A 20,286-nucleotide genomic window follows, 5' to 3' on the forward strand; every position below is an offset into this window, starting at 1 on the left:
GGAACCATATGCCCGCTTGAGAGCGGCTTCAATCTGCAATGGACGCGTTCGACGCCATGATTTCGCGCAAAGCATGAAGCGATCGCTCCTGCGCGCCGTTCGATTCATGGCTGTCGTCTGGGCCGGGTTCGACCTCGAGAACAAGCGTCGCATTGGCGCCGACCCGTTCACGCAAACGACGCCAGGGCAGATTACCCGCTCCGATCTCCAACCCTTCCGCCGTGACGGCTTTCGTCAAAGATTCTTCGTCCAATTCCGTCGACAGCGCGTCCTGCGACAGCAGCAGGCTGTCGGACAGATGCAGATGGGGCATGCGCGAATCGACGAAATCGAACGGGTGAAGCGCATCGGTGCGCGCCAGATCATCGTCGGTGATCCAGTCGAAACGACGGTCGTCGCGCAAGGCGGCCAGTCGTCTTTTCTTGTAGTTGAAAAGATTGGCGGACAGCGTGGCGTGCGCGACGTCGATGAACGCTTCGACATTCGTCACGCGGGCCGCCTCGAGCGCGCTGCGGAATTCTGTGATTTCCCAAGGAAAAAAATGATCCAGGGGGCCGGACAGGAAATGTCGGCCGTCGCGCGGCAGCAGCGAATAGTGGCCGACATTCTCAACCAGAAGGCGCAGATCGCCCGCGGCGCGCGCCAGGCGCTGAACAATATCGAGGAAGCCTGCTGTCGCGTCGGCCCGCGACGAGCGCGCCGGCGCATCGCCGAAAACAAGCGCCCAATAGCGATGCATGACCAGCGCCCCGCAACCGAGCGCATGCGCAGCTGCGATGGCGCGTTCAACAGGCTCGATATCGAAATCCATCGCCGTGACGCGCGCGACCGATTGATAGGGCTCATGCAGAACGAACCGCACGTCGTCGAAATTGTCACGCAGACGCGCGATATTGTCCTTGACCTGCGCGTATCCCGTTTCGCTTGCGAGGTCGCGCGGCCCGAATGTGTGCAATTCAATAATGATTGGGAGGCCGACCTGGCGCAGCCGGTTTGCTCGATCGGACAATTGTCGAAGATCGATCGCGGCTCCCTTCAGGGCGTATTCCGGCATATGGATCTCGCCTCTGGATTTCGCGGACAATCCGGGAGAAGCGCGCGGCGCAGCTCCGTCACTTTGCACAGCTCGCGCGATCTTGTCCATCAGTCGGACCGCGTCAGCGCATTAACCTAAGCGAGGTGCTTTCAATGACAGCGACTGCAGCGCTTCCATTCACCATCGCCTTCGATCCGCGCGACGAAGACGAGCTCATGTCGCGCTGGCGCTCGGTTATCCGCTCGCAGAGATGGAGCGAGGGCGAGCAGGTTGAGGAATTCGAATCTCTCTGGACGAAATGGAACGACGCCACGGCGGTCGCCTTTGACAATTGGGCCGGCGCCGCGCTCGCCGCGCTCGATTTCTTCAATGTGAAGGGCGAAAAAGTTCTCTGCCCCTCAAATACTTTTCTCGCCACGCCGCGCGCGGCGCAGCTATCCGACGCCGAGGTGGTTTTCTACGATTGCAATCGCGAGGATCTCTGCGGATCTTTCGATGATTTCGTACGCAAGGCTGAGCTTGTCCGTCCGAAAGCCGCCTGGATCGTGCATGTTGGCGGCCACATCGCGTTCGACATTGTGCGCATCGCCAACTATTGCCGCGAGCGGGGAATCCGCCTGATCGAGGATTGCGCGCATTCGCACGGCGCGCATTGGAACGGTCGGCGCGCCGGCACTTGGGGCGACCTCGGAATCTATTCGTTCTATGCCACTAAAACGATCTCCACCGGCGAAGGCGGCGTCGCTGTGGCGCGCGATCCGGAAATTATCAAGCATCTGCGATCGTTCCGAAACTACGGCCGGGGGTCGAACTATACGATCCAGGGCATGAACCATCGCATGCATGAAATGACTGCGGCGCTTGCCGTCGTCCAGACGCGTCGCATGGAAGAAATCGTCGCCTGGAAGCGCGACTATGCGCGCGAAGTCCTCGACCGCGCTCATCCCAACCGCGTGCGCTTTCCCGACGGTATGGAAAGCGGATTCTACAAATACATCGTGTTCGACCCGATCGAAAAGAGCACCGGTCGCGTCTATGAGCTGCCTTGCCATCGCATCATGCGTCATGAGGTCGATCTGCCGAACACCGATTGGGTGGCGGCGAACCACTGGTGTGCGCCCATCTATTATCCGCGCGAGGCGCAAACGCCGAAAGCAGGGAGCGTGGAGCGCGTCGCGTTGGCGTGAATGAGCGCCGTACGCTGAAGCGCCGCGAGAGGAGAGACGAGATGACGATTTCTGATGCCGATCGTGCAGCGCTCTCCGGTTCTTCATTGCGATCGTCAACGCCGGATCCGGCTTCGATGATCGCTCGCGCCAGCGCGATGATCCCGACGCTCTGCGACCGCGTAGCGGTCGGAGAGCGGGATCGCCGTCTCCCGCCCGAAACCATTGCGGAACTCAGGGGTGCGGGATTCTATCGCGTGCTGCAACCAAAACGGTATGGCGGATATGAGATGGCGCCGTCGGTCATGAATGAGCTGCAGATTGAGTTGAGCCGCGGCGATATGTCGGTCGGGTGGGTTTACGGCGTGACCGCGGTGCTCGCCTTCCATCTGGCGCTTCTCCATGAGCGCGCGCAGGATGATGTATGGAGCGCCAACCCCGATGCGCTTCTGGCCGCAAGCTATATGCCGACAGGCAAGGCGACGCCGGTGGAAGGCGGCTTTCGTCTGTCCGGCCGCTGGGGCTATGCAAGCGGGGTTGATCACTGCGACTGGATATTTCTTGGAGGGCTCGCGTCGCGGACAGACGACGCTCCGCCGGACGCCTGCGCGTTTCTTCTGCCGCGACGTGATGTTGAAATTATCGACAATTGGCGGACGATGGGCCTGCGCGCCACCGGCAGCCACGACGTGGCGGCGCGCGACATTTTCGTGCCCGCCTATCGCGTTCATCGCCATATCGATCGCTTTTCCGGCGCGAGCGCCGGCCTCGCCGTAAACAGCGGGCCGCTCTATCGCTTGCCGCTGCCGCAATTGCTCTTCCGCGCCATAACGTCCTCCTGCATCGGCGCGCTGCAAGCGATGCTTGATGCCTTCATCGAACATAACCGCGCGCGGATCACAGTCATGGGCGCCTCGGCGGCGGCGGACGCAGTCGCCCAATGCGTTGCGGCCGAGACGCTTGCCGCGATCGACGAAATGCGCGCGATGATCCATCGCAATGTCGCGGCCTTGACGTCCTATGCGGCGCGGCGCGAAGAGGCGCCGATACGGGAGCGTCAAATCCAGCGCATGCACGCAACCATGGTTCCGGAAAGGTGTTGTGCGCTGGCGCAACGATTGTTCAAAGCGTCCGGGACCTCAGCCTTGCTTGAGGAGAAGCCCTTCGCGCGCATTTTGGCTGATCTTTCGGCGGCGCGCCAACACGCCGCGGTCCAGTATGAGCAGCACGGACGCGTCATGGGCGCGGCCATGATGGGAATTGAGACAACTGACACGCTTCTCTGATGCGTGTCTGAACATACCAACTTGCGGCGTAGCGTGAGCGCATGACAGCGATCTCGGAAATAAGCCTGGCGATCGAGCAGGAATTTCTTGCGCTGCCTGATTGGGAGCAGCGCACGCGACGGCTGCTTGATTTCGGGCGTCAGTTGCCGGACATGGATTCGATCCTCAAGGTCGAGGACAATCGCGTCACGGGATGTCAGTCGCAGGTCTGGATCGCCGGAGGCTACGATGCCGCGGCAGGCATTGTCCGCCTGCAGGCCGCGTCCGACGCGCTGATCGTTCGTGGACTCATTGCGCTGCTGCTGCGTCTTTATTCCGATCAGCCGCCGGACACGATCCTGGCGCATTCTCCGGATGTCTTCGAACGCATAGGCCTGTCGACGTCGCTGTCGCCAAGTCGGGCGAACGGTCTTTATCTCATGGTGAAACGGATTCGCGAGCTCGCGGCGCGCGAAGGCGGTTCCTGATCGATGCTGCGACTAGCCGCTTGCGAGCGGGCCTTCGATCGGTCCGTCAATGCGCTCGACAGGAGGCCAGTGGGATGGAGCGCTGACAAGCGCCCGGTCCGCGCCCTGATCGGCCGAACCGCGTAGTCCAGCGCATCGACAGTTGGCTCGTTTCTTCTGGGGGCGATCTGTCACGCCGAGTCCCTCGGCGACAAAGTTCATCTGCATCCGCTGGAACGGCGGATCGAAGCGACCCGTCATCCACCCGATCGCATAACCGGCGGCGAAGGTGCCCGAGACGGTCGTGATATAACCGACCGTATCGATCTGGGGCGTCTCCGTCGGATCCGGCCCGCGCGTTACCTTCAACGCCGCGCGCTTCGCTTCGCGCTCCTCCGGAGACAAGAGCTCAATTGCGGCTCGCGTTGGATCGACCATGCTGCGGCAATAGGGACAGGGATCGTCCGCGAGAAACCGCGTGAGTTGAATGATTTGCCCGGTGACGCGACCGTCGCGCCCCTCGATCAACCCCGCGCAGTCGATCGCTGGAACGAGATAGCGGATCGCCATTTCGGAGAGCGCGACGCGGCTGTGCTGCTGGTCTGTGCAGCCGAGAATGACATCAGCCGATGCGACGGCGTCGATGATCTCCGTCTGCGGCAATCGCCCCATATAGGCGTCGACGCGGATCGAGGGATCGATCGCCGCGACATGGCGCTTCGCGAGCAAGGCCTTTGGCGTTCCCTGCTGCGCATGGATTGGCATCGATCCATGCATGCGCTCGAGATTAGACTCGCTGACGCGATCGATGTCGGCGACGATGATGCGCCCGATGCCGGCGCGCGCCAGGATCGGGATCGCGGCGGAGCCGGTGCCGCCGGCGCCGATCACGGCGACCGTTGATCGGCGAAGACGCTGGTGCGCTTCTTCTCCGAAAGCGCTCGAAAATCGCGCGACCCGCTCAGGCGCGGCGGCGGCGGGCGGCGGCGGCTCGCCATGCGGCCATGTCTCGATGTCGGGCCTGCGTTCAACCATGATGCGCTGCACGGTTCGCCATCCGCCGGCGAAGAAAATCCGGCCCGACGCCGCCAACTTTCCGTCAAGGCGCGAGAATATCAGGCTGGCGTAGGGACGAGCAGGCGCGAAGCCGGACAAGAAGTCCGCCAGGTGCGAGTCCATGTCGTCGTCGAGCGCGCTCGGCCGCGGCGGCGCGCCCTCCGGATGCGAATGGATGACGCCGACTGCAAAGGGTTGACGTTCGGCGCGACGCGCGACGCGCGTCATATAACGCGATTGAATTTTCAGGATGTCTTCGGACTCGTCGAGATCGCCCGGCTCCGGCGGCGCGAGGCCGGCGAGCGTCAACACAAGTCCGCCCGGCGTATCGCGCCAACCGAACCAGGCGAAACTTCCCCATTCGCGCGCGGGATGCCGACGAAAGATAAGGTCAATCAGCGCGCCGAAATCCGGCTCCGCCATCCGCACGAGCGCGTCAGGCGCTCCCGATGTCGACAGACGAGCGGCTGTCATGAAAGAATTCTCTCTCGCGCGTCGTTTGCGCCGCCCAGCACGAATTCGCGCGTCACGAGAAATTGCGCCCCGTTTTCGATGTCGATCGGAGTATCGAGATCGACCGGCGTCAATGCGTCGACCCCCGCGTCGTGTTCGACGACTGCGTTCATGCGCGGCACGTTGACGAGCGCGGCGATCTCGGCGCCCGTTACGCGCTTCGTCAGGCCGTGCGTCGCGTCGAAGCGGCGACGATTGACGAAGATATGAAGCTCTGAGTTACGATCGTTCATCCCGGCTTCTCCGATCCCTCAGGGAAAGCGGATCTAGATCGCCGCGTTGGCGCGCAGCGTGGCGATCTTCTCGCCGGCCATGCCGAGCCATTCGTCAAGGATCGCGTCTGTATGTTCGCCAAGCGCCGGAGCTCCCCGGCGAACTTCAGGCGGCGTGTCGTGCATGCGGAAGGCCGGCGCCTGAAAGGGAACCGCGCCGCCGGCGTGCGGCACGTCGACGATTTGCGCGCGGTGCTTCACCTGCGGATGCTCAATCACGTCGGCGATCGTCGACACGCGCTCGCACGGCACGTCCGCCGCATGGATCAGGCGCAACGCTTCCTCGCCCGAAACGCTTGCCCCCCAGGCGTCAATGATCTGCTCGAGCGCTGCGACGTTGCGATTGCGATCGACAAATGTCTTGAAGCGCGGATCATCGATAAGATCCGGCCGTCCCATTGCGCGCGCGAAGCGCGGGAAATGGTCATCATTGCCCGCCACGACGTAAATCCATTGTCGATCGCCAGACTGGAAACAGTGAGATGGCGAGAGATAACGATCGCGATTGCCATAACGCGTCATTTCGCGGCCGAAGAGGATTCGTTCCGGAATCGCCGTCGTGAGCATCGACATGCCGCTTTCCATCAGCGTCGCTTCGACAACCTGGCCGCGACCGGTCTGGTCCCGGGCGCGCAGGGCGGCGAGGGCGGCGATCGTTGCATAGAGCGCGGTGCCGTAGTCGCAGACGAACACGCCGGTCATCGTCGGCGCGCCTTCGGGATGACCGGTTTGCGACATCACGCCGCTCAGCGCTTGCGCCGCGCCGTCGAAGCAAGGGTGTTGAGCGAGCGGCCCGTCCTGGCCAAACCCGGATATCCGCACCATGACGAGGCGCGGATTGATCGCGCTCAAGACGTCCCAGCCGCAGCCCATTTTTTCCATAGTGCCCGGACGGAAGTTCTCGATGAGCACGTCCGCTTTCGAGGCGAGGGCGCGCAGGAGTTCCTGGCCTTCAGGGTTGCGGAAATCAATGGTGAGACTGCGCTTGTTGCGATTGGCCGACATGAAGAACAACGTCTCGCCGTCGACCAGTTCGCCGACACGCCGGCCTTCTTCGCCGCCGTCCAAACGCTCCACCTTGACGACGTCAGCGCCGAGATCGCCAAAAATCTGGGCGGCGAACGGACCAGCGATGTAACGCGAGAGATCCAGAACTTTCAGGCCTTCAAGCGCAGCGGCCATTGTCGTCTCCCAGCAATGCGATGAAAGGTCCTTGCGATGCGGCCCGCGGCGGTTCGCGCCCGGGCCGCATCGCCAGCACGGTCAAGCAGCTTTGGCCAACCGGCCGCCGGGAATTGCGACCTTGACGCCGGTGGTCAGCGGGAAACTGACAGGCAGGCCTCGCAGCAGGCGGACAGCGAGGTATGCGAAACATTCCGCTTCGATGGCGTCGCCGCGCCAACCCACGTCCTCCGCCATCAAGGGTTCGACTTTGGCGCGGACCTTGAGAGCGTCCATGATCGCCGGATTCTTGCGGCCGCCGCCGCAGATGATCAGTTGCTTCGGCCGTTCCGGCAAAAGATCAAGCGCCTTGCCGACGGTCGCAGCCGTGAACGCCGTCAGCGTGGCGGCGCCATCCGCCGGATCAAGTCCGTCGGCCATCGCCGCCGTGAAGTCGTAGCGATCGAGCGATTTCGGATAGGGCTCGCTCAGGAATGGATGCTGAAGAAGCTTGGCGAGGCGCGGCTCATCGACTTTTCCGCGCCGCGCGATCGCGCCGTCCACGTCCATCTCGCCGAGATGGTGGCGGATGATCCAATCATTGATCGGCCCGTTCGCGGGACCGGTGTCGAAGGCTATGATGTTGTCGCCGCCGCCCCACCAGGTGATGTTGGCGACGCCGCCAAGATTGAGCGCCGCCGCTGGCGCGGCTGCGCCGATCTTGCGCAGCAGCGCCGCGTGATAGGATGCAGATAGCGGCGCGCCGTGGCCGCCAGCGCGCATGTCGTCCGAGCGGAAATCATAGGCGACGTCGACGCCGGTGATGTGCGCCATCAGAGCGCCGTCGCCAAGTTGCCGCGTATTGCCATGACGGCTCCCGACCGGCGCGATATGCAGCACGGTCTGGCCATGAAAGCCGATCGCGGCGACTTCCTTTGGACTGAGACCGGCTTTCGCAAGAAAATCGTTGACCGCTAAGGACTGGGCGTGCGTCAGCGCTTTCTCAGCCTGTCGAAAGATCGGCGGCTCCGCTCCTGTGAATCGCCATTCGAGCGCGGCCTCGACGGCAGCCGAAAGAAGCTTGCGCACGTCGTCTGAATAGGGCGCCAGCGTCCAATGGCCGAACTCGGCGATGCTCTCGCCGTCGGTGCGAATGGCGGCGACGTCGATGAAGCCGTCGAGCACCGTTCCCGTCATCAAACCAATGGCCCACACAGGCTTCATCGAATTTTCTCCGTGCTGTTTGAATTGGGGTCTCGACCAGCATGCCTTGATATTTGGTCGAGACAGATCATATCAGGCCGCCTCTGCGTCGGGCGCCAGATTCTTTGCAAAGATTCGTCCTTCCGGTTTTCGGCAGGTGCGGCAATGCTGCATGTTCTGCCGGCCCTTCGCGGCGAGTTCGGCGCGAAACGCCAAAGCGCGGCCGACGACGACTTCCGCCGATTCAGTGACGAGGTTGCCGACAACGCCGAGCTTGCCGTGACTGATCACGCAAATCCACACCTGGCCGTCCGGCGCCACGCATAACACATGTCCCGCCCAGAAGCATGGACCCTGCGGCACCGGCATGAACGCCGCCACTTCCTCAGCGACCATGCGATCGAGCGTCTCGTCGCTTTCCAACGTGTCGGCCGAGGTGATGTTATGCTCGGCGCCGCCCGGCACGAGCGCTTTCACCTTCACATGATCGTCGACCATCGCAACGAGTCGACGGAATTCATCGTCATAATTCTCTTCGGACTCGCCGAGATCAATCTGATAGACGCCGATCGTAAGGCCGGCGCGGCCTTTGCCATGCTCAAGCAGAGTCTCGAGTCCACGCATCGTCTTTCGAAACGTGCCCTTGCCGCGATTGAGATCGTGGCTCCGTTCATTGCCGCCATCGATCGATACGAAGATCTTATGCGGCCAATCCACCGCGAGGATTTCCCGCACGCGCTTGTGGGTCAGCATGGTGCCGTTCGTGTGCCACTGAAGCGGGATATCGGGCATCACGTCGCGAACGGTCGCCAGCAGGTCGGCGAAGCGCGGATTCATCAATGGCTCGCCCCGCCAGTTTAAATGAATGGTCTTAGGTTGGACTGATCCGCTGTACTTCAGTTTTTGAAGTATAATTTTCAGATCAGGAGGATCCATATCTAATTTGCCGTGACTCTGCTTTGTATAGCAAAGGCGGCATTCCAGATTACATCTGGTAGTAGGATCAAGCCACAGCCAAACAGGGTGTTTTGAAGCAGCATGCTCTGTGCGGAGTCCAGCCATTTACCACCTCTGTGAGTATGTTTGTTTGAATCAAACGTATTCGCCTCACCGACGTTGAATTTTTGACTATTTGTTCCCCCGCATGCCGCCTTGAGAGAAGACCACATCTCTTATATGGTATCAAGTCAACAATACCAATTTGAGTCGAAATGATTCATTGCTCGCGTACAAGGCAACCGTCGGCGGATCGTTACGCCGGCGGAAGCTGACGAGCTGGAGTTATTGTGCGTCCGTCGGGCATACAGCCCGGTCGTCGCCTGAAGACCTGTCGAATTGGCAGGCGCGCAATACAGTCTTCTGGAGTTGTCTGCGTCGTTCGAGAGCTCAGCTCTCGGAAGCGATCGACCTTAACGCTGGCCGTGCTTTCCGCCCGGTCGAGTTTGCGTCTTTCCCGTCAATCGCGATCGGAGGTTGAGCTCGCATCCGATCGTTCTGGAATGCACGCAAACAACTCACAGAGAAATTCGGTGCGACTTGCCGTAGTGCCGATCATCATTTTCGCTTGCGTTGGCGACTAATATCCAGATCGGGTCTTGCGGGACCGGCGTGCGGCGCGCTCCTGAACAGGGGCGGAATTATCCTGGTTTACGGTTCGGCTGGCCTCGCGCACCTCGTCGAGAAACGCCTTCGCCAGGCGCGACAGCGGCGCGGCCTCCGACCACAGCATATGCGCGGTGGCGGGCGTCTTCGGCGTGAAGGGCCGCTCGACCAGATTGTGCGAACCACCCTGGCGCGGCGAGAACGGATCGACGACCGCGGCGCCCACCTTGGCCGCGGCGAGCACGCAGGCGGTGTTGCAATAGCGGACCTCCACCGTGGGCTGAAATGGCGCGCCCGCTTGCGCGAAACTGTCGCGCAGCGCCTCGCCTAATTGCGTGCCGCGCTCAAGGCCAATGAAGGGCGTTCCAACGAGATCAGCCGCCGTGATCATCGGGCGCTCCGCCAGCGGATGATCGGGATGCAACACGCACACCATCTCGCCGCTGTGAACGATCTCGTGCGCGACGCCCGGGCGTGGCGAAAACCCGAGCGCAAAGCCGAGCTCCGCCACGCGGCTGAGCACGCCGTCGACCGTGCCCTCGTAGCGCCGGACGTCGAAGAAGACGCGCGTGTCAGGCCGTCGCTTCAGGAAGTTCGACAGCGCCGGCGGGATGATGCTGTAGGCGAGCGGCGGTGTCGCCACGATCGAGAGATATCCCGAGCGGCACTCCTTGAGATCGCGGACCCGATTTTCCAACTTGGCGTGCAGCGCGAAGATCGCCTCGCTCTCCTCATAGAGCGTCATGGCCTCCGCGGTCGGAAACAGCCGGTTGTTGACGCGCTCGAATAGCGGGAAGCCCGCGCGCTTCTCCATCGCTTTCAGGGCGTTGCTGATCGCCGGCTGCGACAGCGCCAGCTCATCGGCGGCGGCGACGGTTGTGCGGTGGCGGACGACTGCGCGGAGGATCTCGAGCTGACGGAGGTTCATATCACTGCGTGAAATAGTCTGGGTGAAAATATCATAGCAGAAATGATTGATTTTGCACCTGACATCACACGTAATCGGAAAAGGACTTTCGCGGCGAAGTCGGAGCTAAATGCTTCATTTCATGGCCGTTTGCATGGTTTGGAGGCAGAATTGGCTCGCGTTTTCCGCGCCGCCGCGGCCCAGATGGGGCCGACGCAGAAGGCGGACTCCCGGCCGCACACGCTCGCGCGCCTTATCGCGCTGCTGGAGCAGGCGGCGGCGCAAGGCGCCTCGCTGGTGGTGTTTCCGGAACTGGCCTTCACGACCTTCTTCCCGCGCTGGCTGCTCGAAGGCGAGACGCTCGATCGCTACTATGAGCGGGGCATGCCGAACCCGGCGGTGCAGCCCCTCTTCGATCGGGCGCGCGCGCTCGGCGTCGGCTTTTATGTCGGCTACGCCGAACGGACCGAAGAGGGGCGACGCTTCAACTGTTCGATTCTCGTTTCTCCTGACGGCTCCATTCTCGGCCGCTATCGCAAGGTCCATCTCCCCGGCTCTGTAGAGCCGCGAGCCGAGGCGCGGTTCCAGCAACTGGAAAAGCGCTATTTCGATTATGGCGACATTGGCTTTCCCGCGTTCCGCGCCGGTCCCGAATGGCGAAACGCAATCATGGGCATGATGATCTGCAATGATCGTCGCTGGCCGGAGGCATGGCGCGTGCTTGGTCTGCAGGGGGTGGAACTGGTCTGCGTCGGCTATAATTCCGCCGCCTATGATCCGAACGGAGGCGTGAGTGAAGACGAAGCCTTGCGGACGTTCCACTCAAAGCTTGTCGCTCAATCGAACGCCTACATGAACGCCACCTGGGCGATCGCGGTCGCCAAGGCCGGCGACGAGGACGGCTCCGGGCTCATTGGCGGGTCGTGCATCGTCGATCCGAACGGCCGCATCGTCGCCGAGGCCCAGACGCTCAGCGATGAGTTGCTCGTCGCCGACATCGATCTCGACCTCTGCCGCCAGGGCAAGGACAAGATGTTCAATTTCGCAGCTCATCGGCGGCCCGAACATTATAGGGTGATTGTCGAGCGCGCGGGCGTGATCGAGCCGGAGTTTCGCAAGGCGACTTGAGATTGGCCGGAGACGGCGCTGACGGGGGAGCAGATATGAAACGAATCGCCAGAGCCGCAACCGGATTCGCCGCGCTCGTTGCGTTGACGAGCGCGCAGGCCGCCGAGCTTCCGGACTCGATCAAGCAGAGTGGAACGCTGCGCCTCACCCTCAACTCGACCTATGCGCCGATGGAGTATCGTGATCCCGCGACGAACGAGCTCGTTGGCCTTGATATCGATCTCGCGAACGAATTGGCGAAGCGGCTCAGCGTGAAGATCGTCTGGAGCGAAACGCCGTTCGCGGAGCTGATCCCGTCGCTGCAGACCAAACGGGCCGACTTCATCATCAGTGGCATTTCCGATCGCAAATCGCGGCGCGAGACGGCTGATTTCGTCGACTATCTCGTCACGGGCCCGCAATTCTTCACGCTCTCCGACAGCCCGGCGAAGACGGAGGCTGACCTCTGCGGCAAGAAGGTCGGCACCACGCGCAGCACGAGCTTCCCCCAGGAGATCGAAGCCTGGAGCAAGGCTAATTGCGAAGGCGCGGGAAAGCCCGCGGTTCAATATGTTCCTGGCGAGAACAGCATCGATGTGCGTAACCAGCTCAAGCAGGGCCGCATTGACGCCGCTGTTCAGGGAAGCGAGACGTTGCCCTATGCGCAGCAGCAAGAGGCGGGGAAATATCGCATCCTCGGCAAGCCGATCTCGATTGGCTATCAGGGCGTCATGTTCCGCAAGGACGACACGACCTTGCGCGAGATCGTGACGCAACATCTCGCCGAGATGATCGCCGACGGGTCGTACAAGAAGATTCTGGAGAAGTGGGGCCTCGGCGCGAATGGCGTCGACAAGCCGATGCTGAACGCGGCGCCCCAGTGAGCGCCGCGTCCGACCCCGCAGCCGGCTTTCCCGATCTCTCGGGTCTGCCGGTCGCGCGCCAATTCCATTGGCGACGATGGCTCGCGGCTGCGATCATCGCGATTCTAATCGCCGCCATCGGTCGCGCCTTTGTCTATGGGCAAATCGAGTGGTCCTATGTTGGCCGATTTCTGACCGCGCCGGTGATCCTCACAGGCATCGTCAATACGATGGTGATGGCCGTGCTTGCGATGCTGCTCGGCATCGTACTTGGCGTCATTGTCGCGATCATGAGGCTATCGCCCAATCCGGTGCTGAAATCCGTCGCCGCCGGCTACACCTGGCTTTTTCGCGGCACGCCACTGATCCTTCAGCTTCTGCTCTGGTTCAATCTCGCGCTGATCTTTCCGACAATCGGTATTCCCGGCGTGTGGTCGGCCCGCGCCGTCGACGTGATGACGCCGTTTCTGTCAGCCCTCCTTGGACTCGGCATCAATCAGGGCGCCTATACATCCGAAGTGATGCGCGCCGGCATGCTGTCGGTCGACGCCGGACAATATGAAGCGGCGCAGGCGATCGGCATGAGCCGCTTGCGCGCTCTGCGACGCATCATCCTGCCGCAGGCCATGCGCGTCGTGATTCCGCCGCTCGGCAACGAATTTATCGGCATGGTCAAGGCGACGTCGCTTGCGAGCGTCATCCAGTATCCCGAGGTGCTGCACGCCGCCGAGAATATCTACTACGCCAACTCGCGCGTGATCGAACTGCTTATCGTCGCGGGCCTCTGGTATCTCCTTGTCGTCTCCATCCTGACGCCGCTGCAGATGCTGCTGGAGCGACGTTTCGCGCGCGGCGCCGCCCAGGTTTCGCGATGACCAAACCGCTCGTCGCGATCCGCTCCGTCAGCAAGCATTTCGGAGAGTTTCAGGCTCTCAGCCAAGTGTCGCTCGATGTTCGGGCCGGCGAGGTGATGTGCCTGATCGGCGCCTCCGGCTCCGGTAAAACGACGCTCCTGCGTTGTGTGAACCAGCTCACGCAGATCGACAGCGGCGGCATCTGGCTGGATGGCGAACTGCTCGGCGTGCGCGAGGAGGGCGGCCGGCTGCATCGACTGACCGAGCGCGAGATTGCGCGCCAGCGCCTGAAGACAGGCATGGTGTTCCAGCGCTTCAATCTCTTTCCGCACAAGACGGCGCTGGAGAATATCACAGAGGGGCCGGTTCAGGTGCAGGGCCGCAAGCCTGTGGAAGTCGAGACCGAGGCGATGGAGTTGCTGAAGCGGGTCGGGCTGGCGCAGAAAGCCAATTCCTATCCCGCGCAGCTTTCGGGCGGCCAGCAGCAGCGCGTGGCGATCGCGCGCGCGCTTGCCATGAGGCCCATGCTGATGCTGTTCGACGAGCCGACAAGCGCGCTCGATCCCGAGCTCGTCGGCGAGGTTCTTGCGGTGATGAAGGAGCTTGCGCGCAGCGGCATGACCATGATGGTCGTGACTCATGAGCTTGGCTTCGCGCGCGAGGTCGCGGACAGGGTCGTCTATATGGATCACGGCGCGATCGTGGAGTCGGGCGCGGCGGCCGAGGTGCTTGGCGCGCCGCGCGAAGCCCGCACGCAGGCCTTTCTTTCAGCGGTGATCGGATGACGATGATGAAACGCTTCTTGCTCGCATGCTTCGTCCTGGCGCCAGTGGTTGCAGGCGCGCAACCCGCTCCCTTGCGGATCGCGCTTTTCGCCTCCTTTCCGCCGATGGCTTACAAGGTGCCAGAGACCAACAAACTCGCGGGCGTCGATGTCGATCTCGCAGACTATGTCGGACGAAAGCTGAACCGTCCCGTCATATGGCAGGATGTATCTTACGAGCAGGCCATTCCGGCATTGACGACAGGACGCGTTGATCTCGCTTTCAGCCTGCTCGATGAACCGGCGTCGCGCGACAAGCTCGACTATATCGACTATCTCAAATCAGGCGTTCAGGCATATACGCTGACAAGCCACGCTCCGGTCGCGTCGCTGCTCGAACTCTGCGGCCAGAAGCTCGGCGCCAACCGTCGCAATGGATTTGCCGACCGCATGCGCGAATGGAGCGCCGCGAATTGCGTCTCCGCCGGCAAGCCGCCGATTACAGTTGAGAACACCGACGGCACGCAGGCGGCGAGACTGCAGCTTGGCCAAGGCCGTGTAGACGCCATCGTACAGAGCAGCGAGTCTGTCCCCTACACCTTCAATCAGGAGCCGGGTCGCTATGTCCGTATTGACAAGCCGCTCGCGGCTCTGAGCATTGCGATCGCATTTCCCAAAGCATCTACGGCGTTGCGCGATCAGGTGGCTGCTGCGCTCCGCGATGCTGTCGCTGACGGGACCTATGCGGCTGCGCTCGCAAAGCATGGCCTGACAGACAATTCGGCGGCCGCTGATATCGCGGCGACAGCCTCTAAACCTTAAGGAGAAACGATGATGAAGCGCCTGATTGCCGCGGCCCTGTTCTGCTTGCCTGCCGCCATGGCGGCGGCGCAGGTTCCGCCTGAAATCGCGAAGAATGGGCTCAAGGTTGCGATCGTGCCGAACTATCCGCCGATGGAGTTCAAGGATCCGGCGACCGGGCAGCTCACCGGTTTTGACGTCGAACTCGGCGAGGCCATCGCCAAGAAGCTCAACATCAAGATCATCTGGCAGGAGACAAGCTTCGATCAGATGATGCCGGCGATCCAGACTGGCCGCGTCGACGCCATTCTTTCCGGCATGACCGATCTTGCGAGCCGTCACGAGACGGCGAGCTTCGTCGATTACATGCGCAGCGGACCGCAATTTTTCGTGCAGGCGTCGCGCGCCACCGAATTCGCGGACATGAAAGGCCTCTGCGGCAAGAGCGTTGGCGCCAGCCGCCGCACGTCGTTCCCGAAGGAAATCGAGAAATGGAGCAACGCGAATTGCCCGGGCAATCCGCTCAAGTTCGTCGGCACCGAAGGTTCGGCTGACGCGCGCACGCAGCTCAAGCAGGGCCGCATTGACGCCGCCATGCAGGGCAGCGAAACGCTGCCCTATGTGATGGGTCTTGAGCCGGGCGCCTATATGCCGGTCGGCAAGGCGATCGCGTTCCAGTATACAGGCCTGGCTCTGCCGGTGAAGGAGAAGGGCTTGCAGACGGCGGTCGCCGGTGCGCTCGACGCGATGATCGCGGACGGATCTTACAAGGCGCTGCTGGCGAAGTGGCAGCTTGCTGACAATGCGGTCGAGAAGGCGGCGATCAATCTGGGTGAATGACGCGGCGCAAGCCGCGCGCTCTGCAAATTGAAGAACGACGTCCGGCAGCGCATGGCGCTGACCGGACGTCGTCAATTGAATTGAAAAGGCTGAAATCATGATGAACCGTCAGGCGCTCGACAGTATTCCGCTCACGCCCGCGAACACCGCGCCGCCGGCGCCGGATTATCCCTGGCCGAAGCCCTACAGCTCCGCGATGTTCCTGTCCTTCGATGTGGATGCGGAGAGCGCATGGACCAGCAAGGACGCCGAGCACGCGAAGCGCCTGATCACCATGAGCTACGGCGCGTTCGAGGCGCGCGTCGGCACGCCGAAGCTGCTTGAATTGCTGGCGCAGCTTGATCTCAAGGCGACATTCTTTATCACGGGTTGGGCGATCGACGCCTATCCCGCGATGGCGGAGTCGATTCTGAAGGCTGGTCATGAAATCGGGCATCACGGCTATCACCATTTGATGCCGGACCCTGGCGCGCCTTTCATGGATGAGGAGCTTGAGCGCGGCTTCGAGACCCTGAAGCGACGCCTTGGCGTGCGGCCGATTGGTTATCGTGCACCGTACGGTGAATTCACGGAAGAATTGCGCACGGCGCTCGTGCGCCATGGGATCGTCTACACCTCGTCCTTCCGCGACGATGTCAGGCCCTATCGTCATCGCCTCGCGGATGGAACGGCGGGCGCGATCGAGCTCCCGGTCACCGCGAGCTACGACGACTGGATGCATGGCCTGTCGGCGCGCTTTAGCCCGCGCTCGATTTTTCCGAAGGAGCATGTGCTCTCGATGTGGAAGGATGAGCTCGACGAGGTGCGGGACTGGGGCGCGATGGTGACGACGGTGCTGCATCCGCAATGCAGCGGCCGTCCCATGCGATTGCGGCTGCTGCGCGAGTTTCTCACCTACGCCAAATCCTGCTCCGACGTCTGGATCACGACGGGCGAACAGATCGCGGCCAATTTCCAGAAACACGAAGCCGCCGCTTCCTGATCGCCGCACCATGACCTCGTCGCGCCGCATCCTTGTGATTAACCCGAACTCATCGGTCGCCGTCACGGTTGCGATCGATGAAGCGGTCGCGCCGCTGCGGATTGCGAGCGGCCCCGAGATCACTGTGGCGGGACTTGCTGAAGGGCCTCCGAGCATTTCTTCACAGCGCGATTCCGACAGCGTCATCACGCCGCTGGTGAACTGGGTCGCGCGCGATGACGCCGACGCTTTCGTGATCGCCTGCTTCAGCGATCCCGGCCTGCACGCGGTGCGTGAGGCTACGGACGGGCGGCCCGTGATGGGGATCGCCGAATGGGGCATCCTGCGCGCGCTGACGCTCGGCGAGCGGTTCGGGATTATCGCGCTGTCGCCTTCGAGCGTTCGCAGGCAGCAACGCATGATACGGCAAATGGGCGTCGACGGCCGCTATGCAGGAAGCTGGCCGGTGAACGCCAACGCAGCGGAAACCGCCGACGCTTCAATTCGAGACAGATTGATCGAAGCCGGAAAAGCTCTTGTGCGGGAGCGCGGCGCCGATGTCGTCGTGATGGGCTGCGCCGGCATGGCTTCGCATCGCGTGGCGATCGAAAAGTCGATTGGCGTCCCCGTCATCGAGCCGACGCAACAGGCGACGGCGGCGGCGATCGGCGCCGTGCTCCTTGCGGCCCGCGAATGACAAGGGCTGCTCCATTTCGCGGCCAGATGGCGAGCTTGGCTCATGCATTATGATCTTGTGATCCGCGGCGGCGTCTGCGTCACCCCGTGGGGCGAAGAACGGGCTGATGTCGGCGTGTCGCGCGGCCAGATCGCGACCTTGCGCGCGAGCGCCGCCGACACGGCGGACGCGGCGATCGATGCGCGCGGCCTTCATGTTCTTCCCGGGCTCATCGACAGTCACGTTCATCTGCGCGATCCCGGCGACCCAGCCGTGGAGACGATGGCGACGGGCACGAAGGGCGCCGTGCTTGGCGGAATCACAACCGTCTTCGATATGCCGAACACTAATCCGCCGATCGCGACCAAGGAGCGAGTCGACTGGAAACGCGGCTATGTCGCGGAGCAAAGCTGGTGCGACGTCGGGCTCTACGTCACCGGCGCCAAGACGAACATTGATCTGCTCGCGGAGCTTGAACGACAGCCCGGCGTTTGCGCGATCAAGGTTTTCGCCGGCAGTTCAACCGCGGCGCTGATGGTCGAGGATGACGAACATCTGGAATTGCTGATGCGAGCGGGCCGGCGTCGCATCTCGTTTCATAGCGAGGACGAGTATCGGCTGCAGGCGCGCAAGCCGCTGTTCCAGCGCGGCATGCCGCATCGCATGCATATGGAATGGCGCGACGAGGAGTGCGCCTTCCTCGGCACGCGACGCCTGATGGCGCTCGCGCGAAAGACGGGCCGCCCTGCTCACATCCTGCATGTCTCGACCGCAGAAGAGCTCGCCTATCTCGCGGATTATCGCGACGTCGCGACCGTCGAAGTGCTCGTCAATCATCTGACGCAGGTCGCGCCTGACTGCTACGAAAGACTTCGCGGCTTCGGCGTGATGAATCCGCCGATCCGCGGCGAGCGCCATCGCGAGGCGAGCTGGGCCGCCTTGCGCGACGGCGTCGTCGACACGATCGGCAGCGATCATGCGCCGCATTCGCGCGCCGCGAAGGAGCAGCCCTGGCCGGACTGCCCCGCCGGCCTCACTGGCGTACAGACGCTGGTTCCCGTGATGCTCGATCACGTCAACGCCGGTCGTCTCTCATTGTCGCGGTTGGTCGATCTCATGGCTGCGGGCCCCGCGCGTGTTTATGGACTCGTCGGCAAGGGCCGGCTTGCGGCTGGCTACGATGCCGATTTCACGCTGGTCGACATGAAGGCGCGGCGCACGATCGAGGAATCCTGGATCGTGTCGCCATGCGGATGGACGCCGTTCGCCGGCATGCGCATCGCCGGCTGGCCGGTCGGCGCGATCGTGCGAGGCCACGTCGTGATGCGCGATGACGAGATCATCGGCGGACCCATCGGCCGCCTCGCGCGATTCGAAGGGGAGCGCATGGCGTGAACTCGATCGCGATCTTCGGCAGCTATGTCCTGTCACGCAAGGACAATGCGCAGAATGTGCTGCGCGATCACTGGGTGCTGCTGGAAGGCGACCGCATCGCCGCCGTCACGCGCGACCGGCCGCACGCAGACGAGATATTCGACAGACCGGGCCGCTTCGTGCTGCCGGGGCTGCTCAATCTCCATAATCATTGTTTCAGCGAGGCTGTCGCTCGCACGCACACGGAAGACGGCAATGGCCGCAAGAACAACCAGAGCATCGTCTATACGGTGCTGCTGCCGCTGACGAAGCGCGGCGCCGATATCCTCTCGCCTTCAGAGCGTCTGGCGATCGCGCGCCTCGGCGTCCTGCAATTGCTCAAGGGCGGCGCCACCACTGTCATGGAGCCGTTCCGCAACAGCATTCCCGAGATGTTCGATGCGGCCGAGGAGATGGGCATCCGATTTTATGGGGCGCCCTATCTCTTTTCGACGTCGGATGCGAAGGCGGGTGCGGACGGCGTCGTGCGTTACGCCGGTGATGACGGGCAGGCGGATTTCGACATATGGAATGCGCTTTATGATCGCTGGCATGGTCGCGGCGACGGGCGCATTCGGCTCGCGATGAGCCCGCACGCGACAGACACATGCGGTCCTGATCTTTTGCGCGCCTGCGCGGCGCGCGCCCGCGAGCTCGATATTCCCGTCACGACGCATCTCGCACAGAGCGCGGCGGAGGTTGCGACAATCGGCGAGCGTTACGACGGGCGCACGCCAGCCGAATATCTCGATTGGCTCGGCTTGCTCGCGTCCGATCTTCTCGCCGCTCACTGCATCTCAAGCTCGGACAGCGATCTCAAGCTGATGGCGGCGCGCGGCGCGACGGTGCTGAACTGTCCGCGCGTGTTCGCTCGCGCCGGCGTGACAGCCGCATTCGGGCGCTTCGCCGACCATGGCGTGAAAACCGTGGTGGGGACCGATGGCTACAACATGGATTTCCTCGGAGAGCTGAACGCGGCGTCGATCATCTCCAAGATTTCGTCGGGACGGGCCGATGTGGCGAACGCGCCCGAACTGATCGAGTCCGTTACCGCGACGGCTGCAAGCGTCATCAAACGCCCCGATCTCGGCGTCATCGCGCCGGGCGCGACCGCCGACCTGACCGTCGTCGATCTCTCCCATCCGCATCTGCAACCGCTCTTCGATCCCAGGCGCGGCCTGATCGCGCTCGCGAACCGCGCCAACATCGATCAGGTGATCGTCGACGGGCGCGTGCTGATCGACGGCGGGCGATACGCGTGTGGCGACGAGGCGGAAATCACAAGCGCAGGCGCCGCGGCGATCAACAGGATCTGGGAATTGCCGGAGGCTCAGGCCGCGTTCAGCGGTTGAGATTTGCC

At 62.6% G+C, this 20,286-nt stretch carries 20 protein-coding genes; 13 read left to right on the plus strand and 7 right to left on the minus strand.

Translation table 11 applies throughout. The features are described 5' to 3' along the window. Positions 1-28 precede the first annotated feature (28 nt). Positions 29-1,054, minus strand: coding sequence for a TIM barrel protein (locus L8F45_RS26815; protein ID WP_342363818.1), 1,026 nt, complete (start codon positions 1,052-1,054; stop codon positions 29-31). 134 nt (positions 1,055-1,188) lie between these two features. On the opposite strand from L8F45_RS26815, the gene L8F45_RS26820 reads away from it, so the two are divergent. The 3 genes from L8F45_RS26820 to L8F45_RS26830 are packed head-to-tail and all read left to right on the plus strand — an operon-like array spanning position 1,189 to position 3,955. Beyond that, the gene (locus tag L8F45_RS26820) at positions 1,189-2,223 is read left to right on the plus strand and encodes a DegT/DnrJ/EryC1/StrS family aminotransferase (protein ID WP_342363819.1); all 1,035 of its coding nucleotides are present in this window, start codon (positions 1,189-1,191) and stop codon (positions 2,221-2,223) included. Positions 2,224-2,264: 41 nt separating this feature from the next. Further along, positions 2,265-3,488 carry an acyl-CoA dehydrogenase family protein gene (locus tag L8F45_RS26825; RefSeq protein ID WP_342363820.1) on the plus strand — a complete coding sequence of 408 codons (1,224 nt, stop codon included), beginning with the start codon at positions 2,265-2,267 and terminating at the stop codon, positions 3,486-3,488. A gap of 41 nt (positions 3,489-3,529) precedes the next feature. Further along, the gene (locus tag L8F45_RS26830) at positions 3,530-3,955 is read left to right on the plus strand and encodes a SufE family protein (RefSeq protein ID WP_342363821.1); all 426 of its coding nucleotides are present in this window, start codon (positions 3,530-3,532) and stop codon (positions 3,953-3,955) included. A 12-nt stretch (positions 3,956-3,967) separates the two neighbouring features. On the opposite strand, the gene L8F45_RS26835 is transcribed toward L8F45_RS26830, so the two are convergent. The 6 genes from L8F45_RS26835 to L8F45_RS26860 form a co-directional block, all read right to left on the minus strand. Next, positions 3,968-5,464 (minus strand): ThiF family adenylyltransferase, encoded by a 1,497-nt coding sequence (locus tag L8F45_RS26835; protein ID WP_342363822.1) that lies wholly within the window; start codon positions 5,462-5,464, stop codon positions 3,968-3,970. After that, complete coding sequence (locus L8F45_RS26840; RefSeq protein WP_342363823.1) at positions 5,461-5,736, minus strand: hypothetical protein; 276 nt, start codon at positions 5,734-5,736, stop codon at positions 5,461-5,463. The genes L8F45_RS26835 and L8F45_RS26840 overlap by 4 nt, the downstream gene beginning before the upstream one ends. 33 nt (positions 5,737-5,769) lie before the next feature. Continuing rightward, positions 5,770-6,957: a CaiB/BaiF CoA transferase family protein gene (locus L8F45_RS26845; protein WP_342363824.1), complete on the minus strand. Its 1,188-nt coding sequence runs from the start codon at positions 6,955-6,957 to the stop codon at positions 5,770-5,772. Positions 6,958-7,038: 81 nt separating this feature from the next. After that, on the minus strand, positions 7,039-8,160 hold the full coding sequence (locus tag L8F45_RS26850; RefSeq protein ID WP_342363825.1) for an anhydro-N-acetylmuramic acid kinase: 1,122 nt from the start codon (positions 8,158-8,160) through the stop codon (positions 7,039-7,041). A gap of 72 nt (positions 8,161-8,232) precedes the next feature. Next, positions 8,233-9,201 (minus strand): radical SAM protein, encoded by a 969-nt coding sequence (locus L8F45_RS26855; protein ID WP_342363826.1) that lies wholly within the window; start codon positions 9,199-9,201, stop codon positions 8,233-8,235. A gap of 514 nt (positions 9,202-9,715) precedes the next feature. Continuing rightward, a complete protein-coding gene (locus L8F45_RS26860; RefSeq protein ID WP_342363827.1) occupies positions 9,716-10,669 on the minus strand; it encodes a LysR family transcriptional regulator in 954 nt (317 codons plus the stop codon). A gap of 150 nt (positions 10,670-10,819) precedes the next feature. On the opposite strand from L8F45_RS26860, the gene L8F45_RS26865 reads away from it, so the two are divergent. The 10 genes from L8F45_RS26865 to L8F45_RS26910 all read left to right on the plus strand — a co-directional run bounded on the left by L8F45_RS26865 (position 10,820) and on the right by L8F45_RS26910 (position 20,278). Next, on the plus strand, positions 10,820-11,776 hold the full coding sequence (locus L8F45_RS26865; protein WP_342363828.1) for an N-carbamoyl-D-amino-acid hydrolase: 957 nt from the start codon (positions 10,820-10,822) through the stop codon (positions 11,774-11,776). A 35-nt stretch (positions 11,777-11,811) separates the two neighbouring features. Beyond that, positions 11,812-12,639, plus strand: coding sequence for an ABC transporter substrate-binding protein (locus L8F45_RS26870; RefSeq protein ID WP_342363829.1), 828 nt, complete (start codon positions 11,812-11,814; stop codon positions 12,637-12,639). Continuing rightward, positions 12,636-13,493, plus strand: coding sequence for an amino acid ABC transporter permease (locus L8F45_RS26875; protein ID WP_342363830.1), 858 nt, complete (start codon positions 12,636-12,638; stop codon positions 13,491-13,493). The genes L8F45_RS26870 and L8F45_RS26875 overlap by 4 nt, the downstream gene beginning before the upstream one ends. Next, positions 13,490-14,257: an amino acid ABC transporter ATP-binding protein gene (locus L8F45_RS26880; RefSeq protein ID WP_342363831.1), complete on the plus strand. Its 768-nt coding sequence runs from the start codon at positions 13,490-13,492 to the stop codon at positions 14,255-14,257. The genes L8F45_RS26875 and L8F45_RS26880 overlap by 4 nt, the downstream gene beginning before the upstream one ends. Positions 14,258-14,259: 2 nt before the next feature. Beyond that, the gene (locus L8F45_RS26885) at positions 14,260-15,057 is read left to right on the plus strand and encodes a transporter substrate-binding domain-containing protein (RefSeq protein WP_342363832.1); all 798 of its coding nucleotides are present in this window, start codon (positions 14,260-14,262) and stop codon (positions 15,055-15,057) included. Positions 15,058-15,066: 9 nt separating this feature from the next. Further along, positions 15,067-15,876, plus strand: a complete 810-nt coding sequence (locus L8F45_RS26890) for an ABC transporter substrate-binding protein (protein ID WP_342363833.1) — start codon at positions 15,067-15,069, stop codon at positions 15,874-15,876. 97 nt (positions 15,877-15,973) lie between these two features. Further along, positions 15,974-16,858 (plus strand): polysaccharide deacetylase family protein, encoded by an 885-nt coding sequence (locus L8F45_RS26895; protein WP_342363834.1) that lies wholly within the window; start codon positions 15,974-15,976, stop codon positions 16,856-16,858. Positions 16,859-16,868: 10 nt separating this feature from the next. Next, positions 16,869-17,534, plus strand: coding sequence for an aspartate/glutamate racemase family protein (locus L8F45_RS26900; RefSeq protein ID WP_342363835.1), 666 nt, complete (start codon positions 16,869-16,871; stop codon positions 17,532-17,534). Positions 17,535-17,576: 42 nt separating this feature from the next. Beyond that, positions 17,577-18,908: a dihydroorotase gene (locus tag L8F45_RS26905; RefSeq protein ID WP_342363836.1), complete on the plus strand. Its 1,332-nt coding sequence runs from the start codon at positions 17,577-17,579 to the stop codon at positions 18,906-18,908. Continuing rightward, positions 18,905-20,278 carry an amidohydrolase family protein gene (locus L8F45_RS26910; protein WP_342363837.1) on the plus strand — a complete coding sequence of 458 codons (1,374 nt, stop codon included), beginning with the start codon at positions 18,905-18,907 and terminating at the stop codon, positions 20,276-20,278. The genes L8F45_RS26905 and L8F45_RS26910 overlap by 4 nt, the downstream gene beginning before the upstream one ends. Positions 20,279-20,286: the final 8 nt, after the last annotated feature.

It is taken from the genome of Terrirubrum flagellatum (assembly GCF_022059845.1).
Taxonomy (GTDB): Bacteria; Pseudomonadota; Alphaproteobacteria; order Rhizobiales; family Beijerinckiaceae; genus Terrirubrum; species Terrirubrum flagellatum.

What these genes read in the sequence shown, in the direction of transcription:
- L8F45_RS26860 (WP_342363827.1), bottom strand. Translation starts at nt 10,669, where the DNA reads ATGAACCTCCGTCAGCTCGAGATCCTCCGCGCAGTCGTCCGCCACCGC.
- L8F45_RS26815 (WP_342363818.1), bottom strand. Translation starts at nt 1,054, where the DNA reads ATGCCGGAATACGCCCTGAAGGGAGCCGCGATCGATCTTCGACAATTG.
- L8F45_RS26845 (WP_342363824.1), bottom strand. Translation starts at nt 6,957, where the DNA reads ATGGCCGCTGCGCTTGAAGGCCTGAAAGTTCTGGATCTCTCGCGTTAC.
- L8F45_RS26820 (WP_342363819.1), top strand. Translation starts at nt 1,189, where the DNA reads ATGACAGCGACTGCAGCGCTTCCATTCACCATCGCCTTCGATCCGCGC.
- L8F45_RS26825 (WP_342363820.1), top strand. Translation starts at nt 2,265, where the DNA reads ATGACGATTTCTGATGCCGATCGTGCAGCGCTCTCCGGTTCTTCATTG.
- L8F45_RS26830 (WP_342363821.1), top strand. Translation starts at nt 3,530, where the DNA reads ATGACAGCGATCTCGGAAATAAGCCTGGCGATCGAGCAGGAATTTCTT.
- L8F45_RS26880 (WP_342363831.1), top strand. Translation starts at nt 13,490, where the DNA reads ATGACCAAACCGCTCGTCGCGATCCGCTCCGTCAGCAAGCATTTCGGA.
- L8F45_RS26870 (WP_342363829.1), top strand. Translation starts at nt 11,812, where the DNA reads ATGAAACGAATCGCCAGAGCCGCAACCGGATTCGCCGCGCTCGTTGCG.
- L8F45_RS26855 (WP_342363826.1), bottom strand. Translation starts at nt 9,201, where the DNA reads ATGGCTGGACTCCGCACAGAGCATGCTGCTTCAAAACACCCTGTTTGG.
- L8F45_RS26840 (WP_342363823.1), bottom strand. Translation starts at nt 5,736, where the DNA reads ATGAACGATCGTAACTCAGAGCTTCATATCTTCGTCAATCGTCGCCGC.
- L8F45_RS26835 (WP_342363822.1), bottom strand. Translation starts at nt 5,464, where the DNA reads ATGACAGCCGCTCGTCTGTCGACATCGGGAGCGCCTGACGCGCTCGTG.
- L8F45_RS26900 (WP_342363835.1), top strand. Translation starts at nt 16,869, where the DNA reads ATGACCTCGTCGCGCCGCATCCTTGTGATTAACCCGAACTCATCGGTC.
- L8F45_RS26890 (WP_342363833.1), top strand. Translation starts at nt 15,067, where the DNA reads ATGATGAAGCGCCTGATTGCCGCGGCCCTGTTCTGCTTGCCTGCCGCC.
- L8F45_RS26850 (WP_342363825.1), bottom strand. Translation starts at nt 8,160, where the DNA reads ATGAAGCCTGTGTGGGCCATTGGTTTGATGACGGGAACGGTGCTCGAC.
- L8F45_RS26885 (WP_342363832.1), top strand. Translation starts at nt 14,260, where the DNA reads ATGATGAAACGCTTCTTGCTCGCATGCTTCGTCCTGGCGCCAGTGGTT.
- L8F45_RS26895 (WP_342363834.1), top strand. Translation starts at nt 15,974, where the DNA reads ATGATGAACCGTCAGGCGCTCGACAGTATTCCGCTCACGCCCGCGAAC.
- L8F45_RS26905 (WP_342363836.1), top strand. Translation starts at nt 17,577, where the DNA reads ATGCATTATGATCTTGTGATCCGCGGCGGCGTCTGCGTCACCCCGTGG.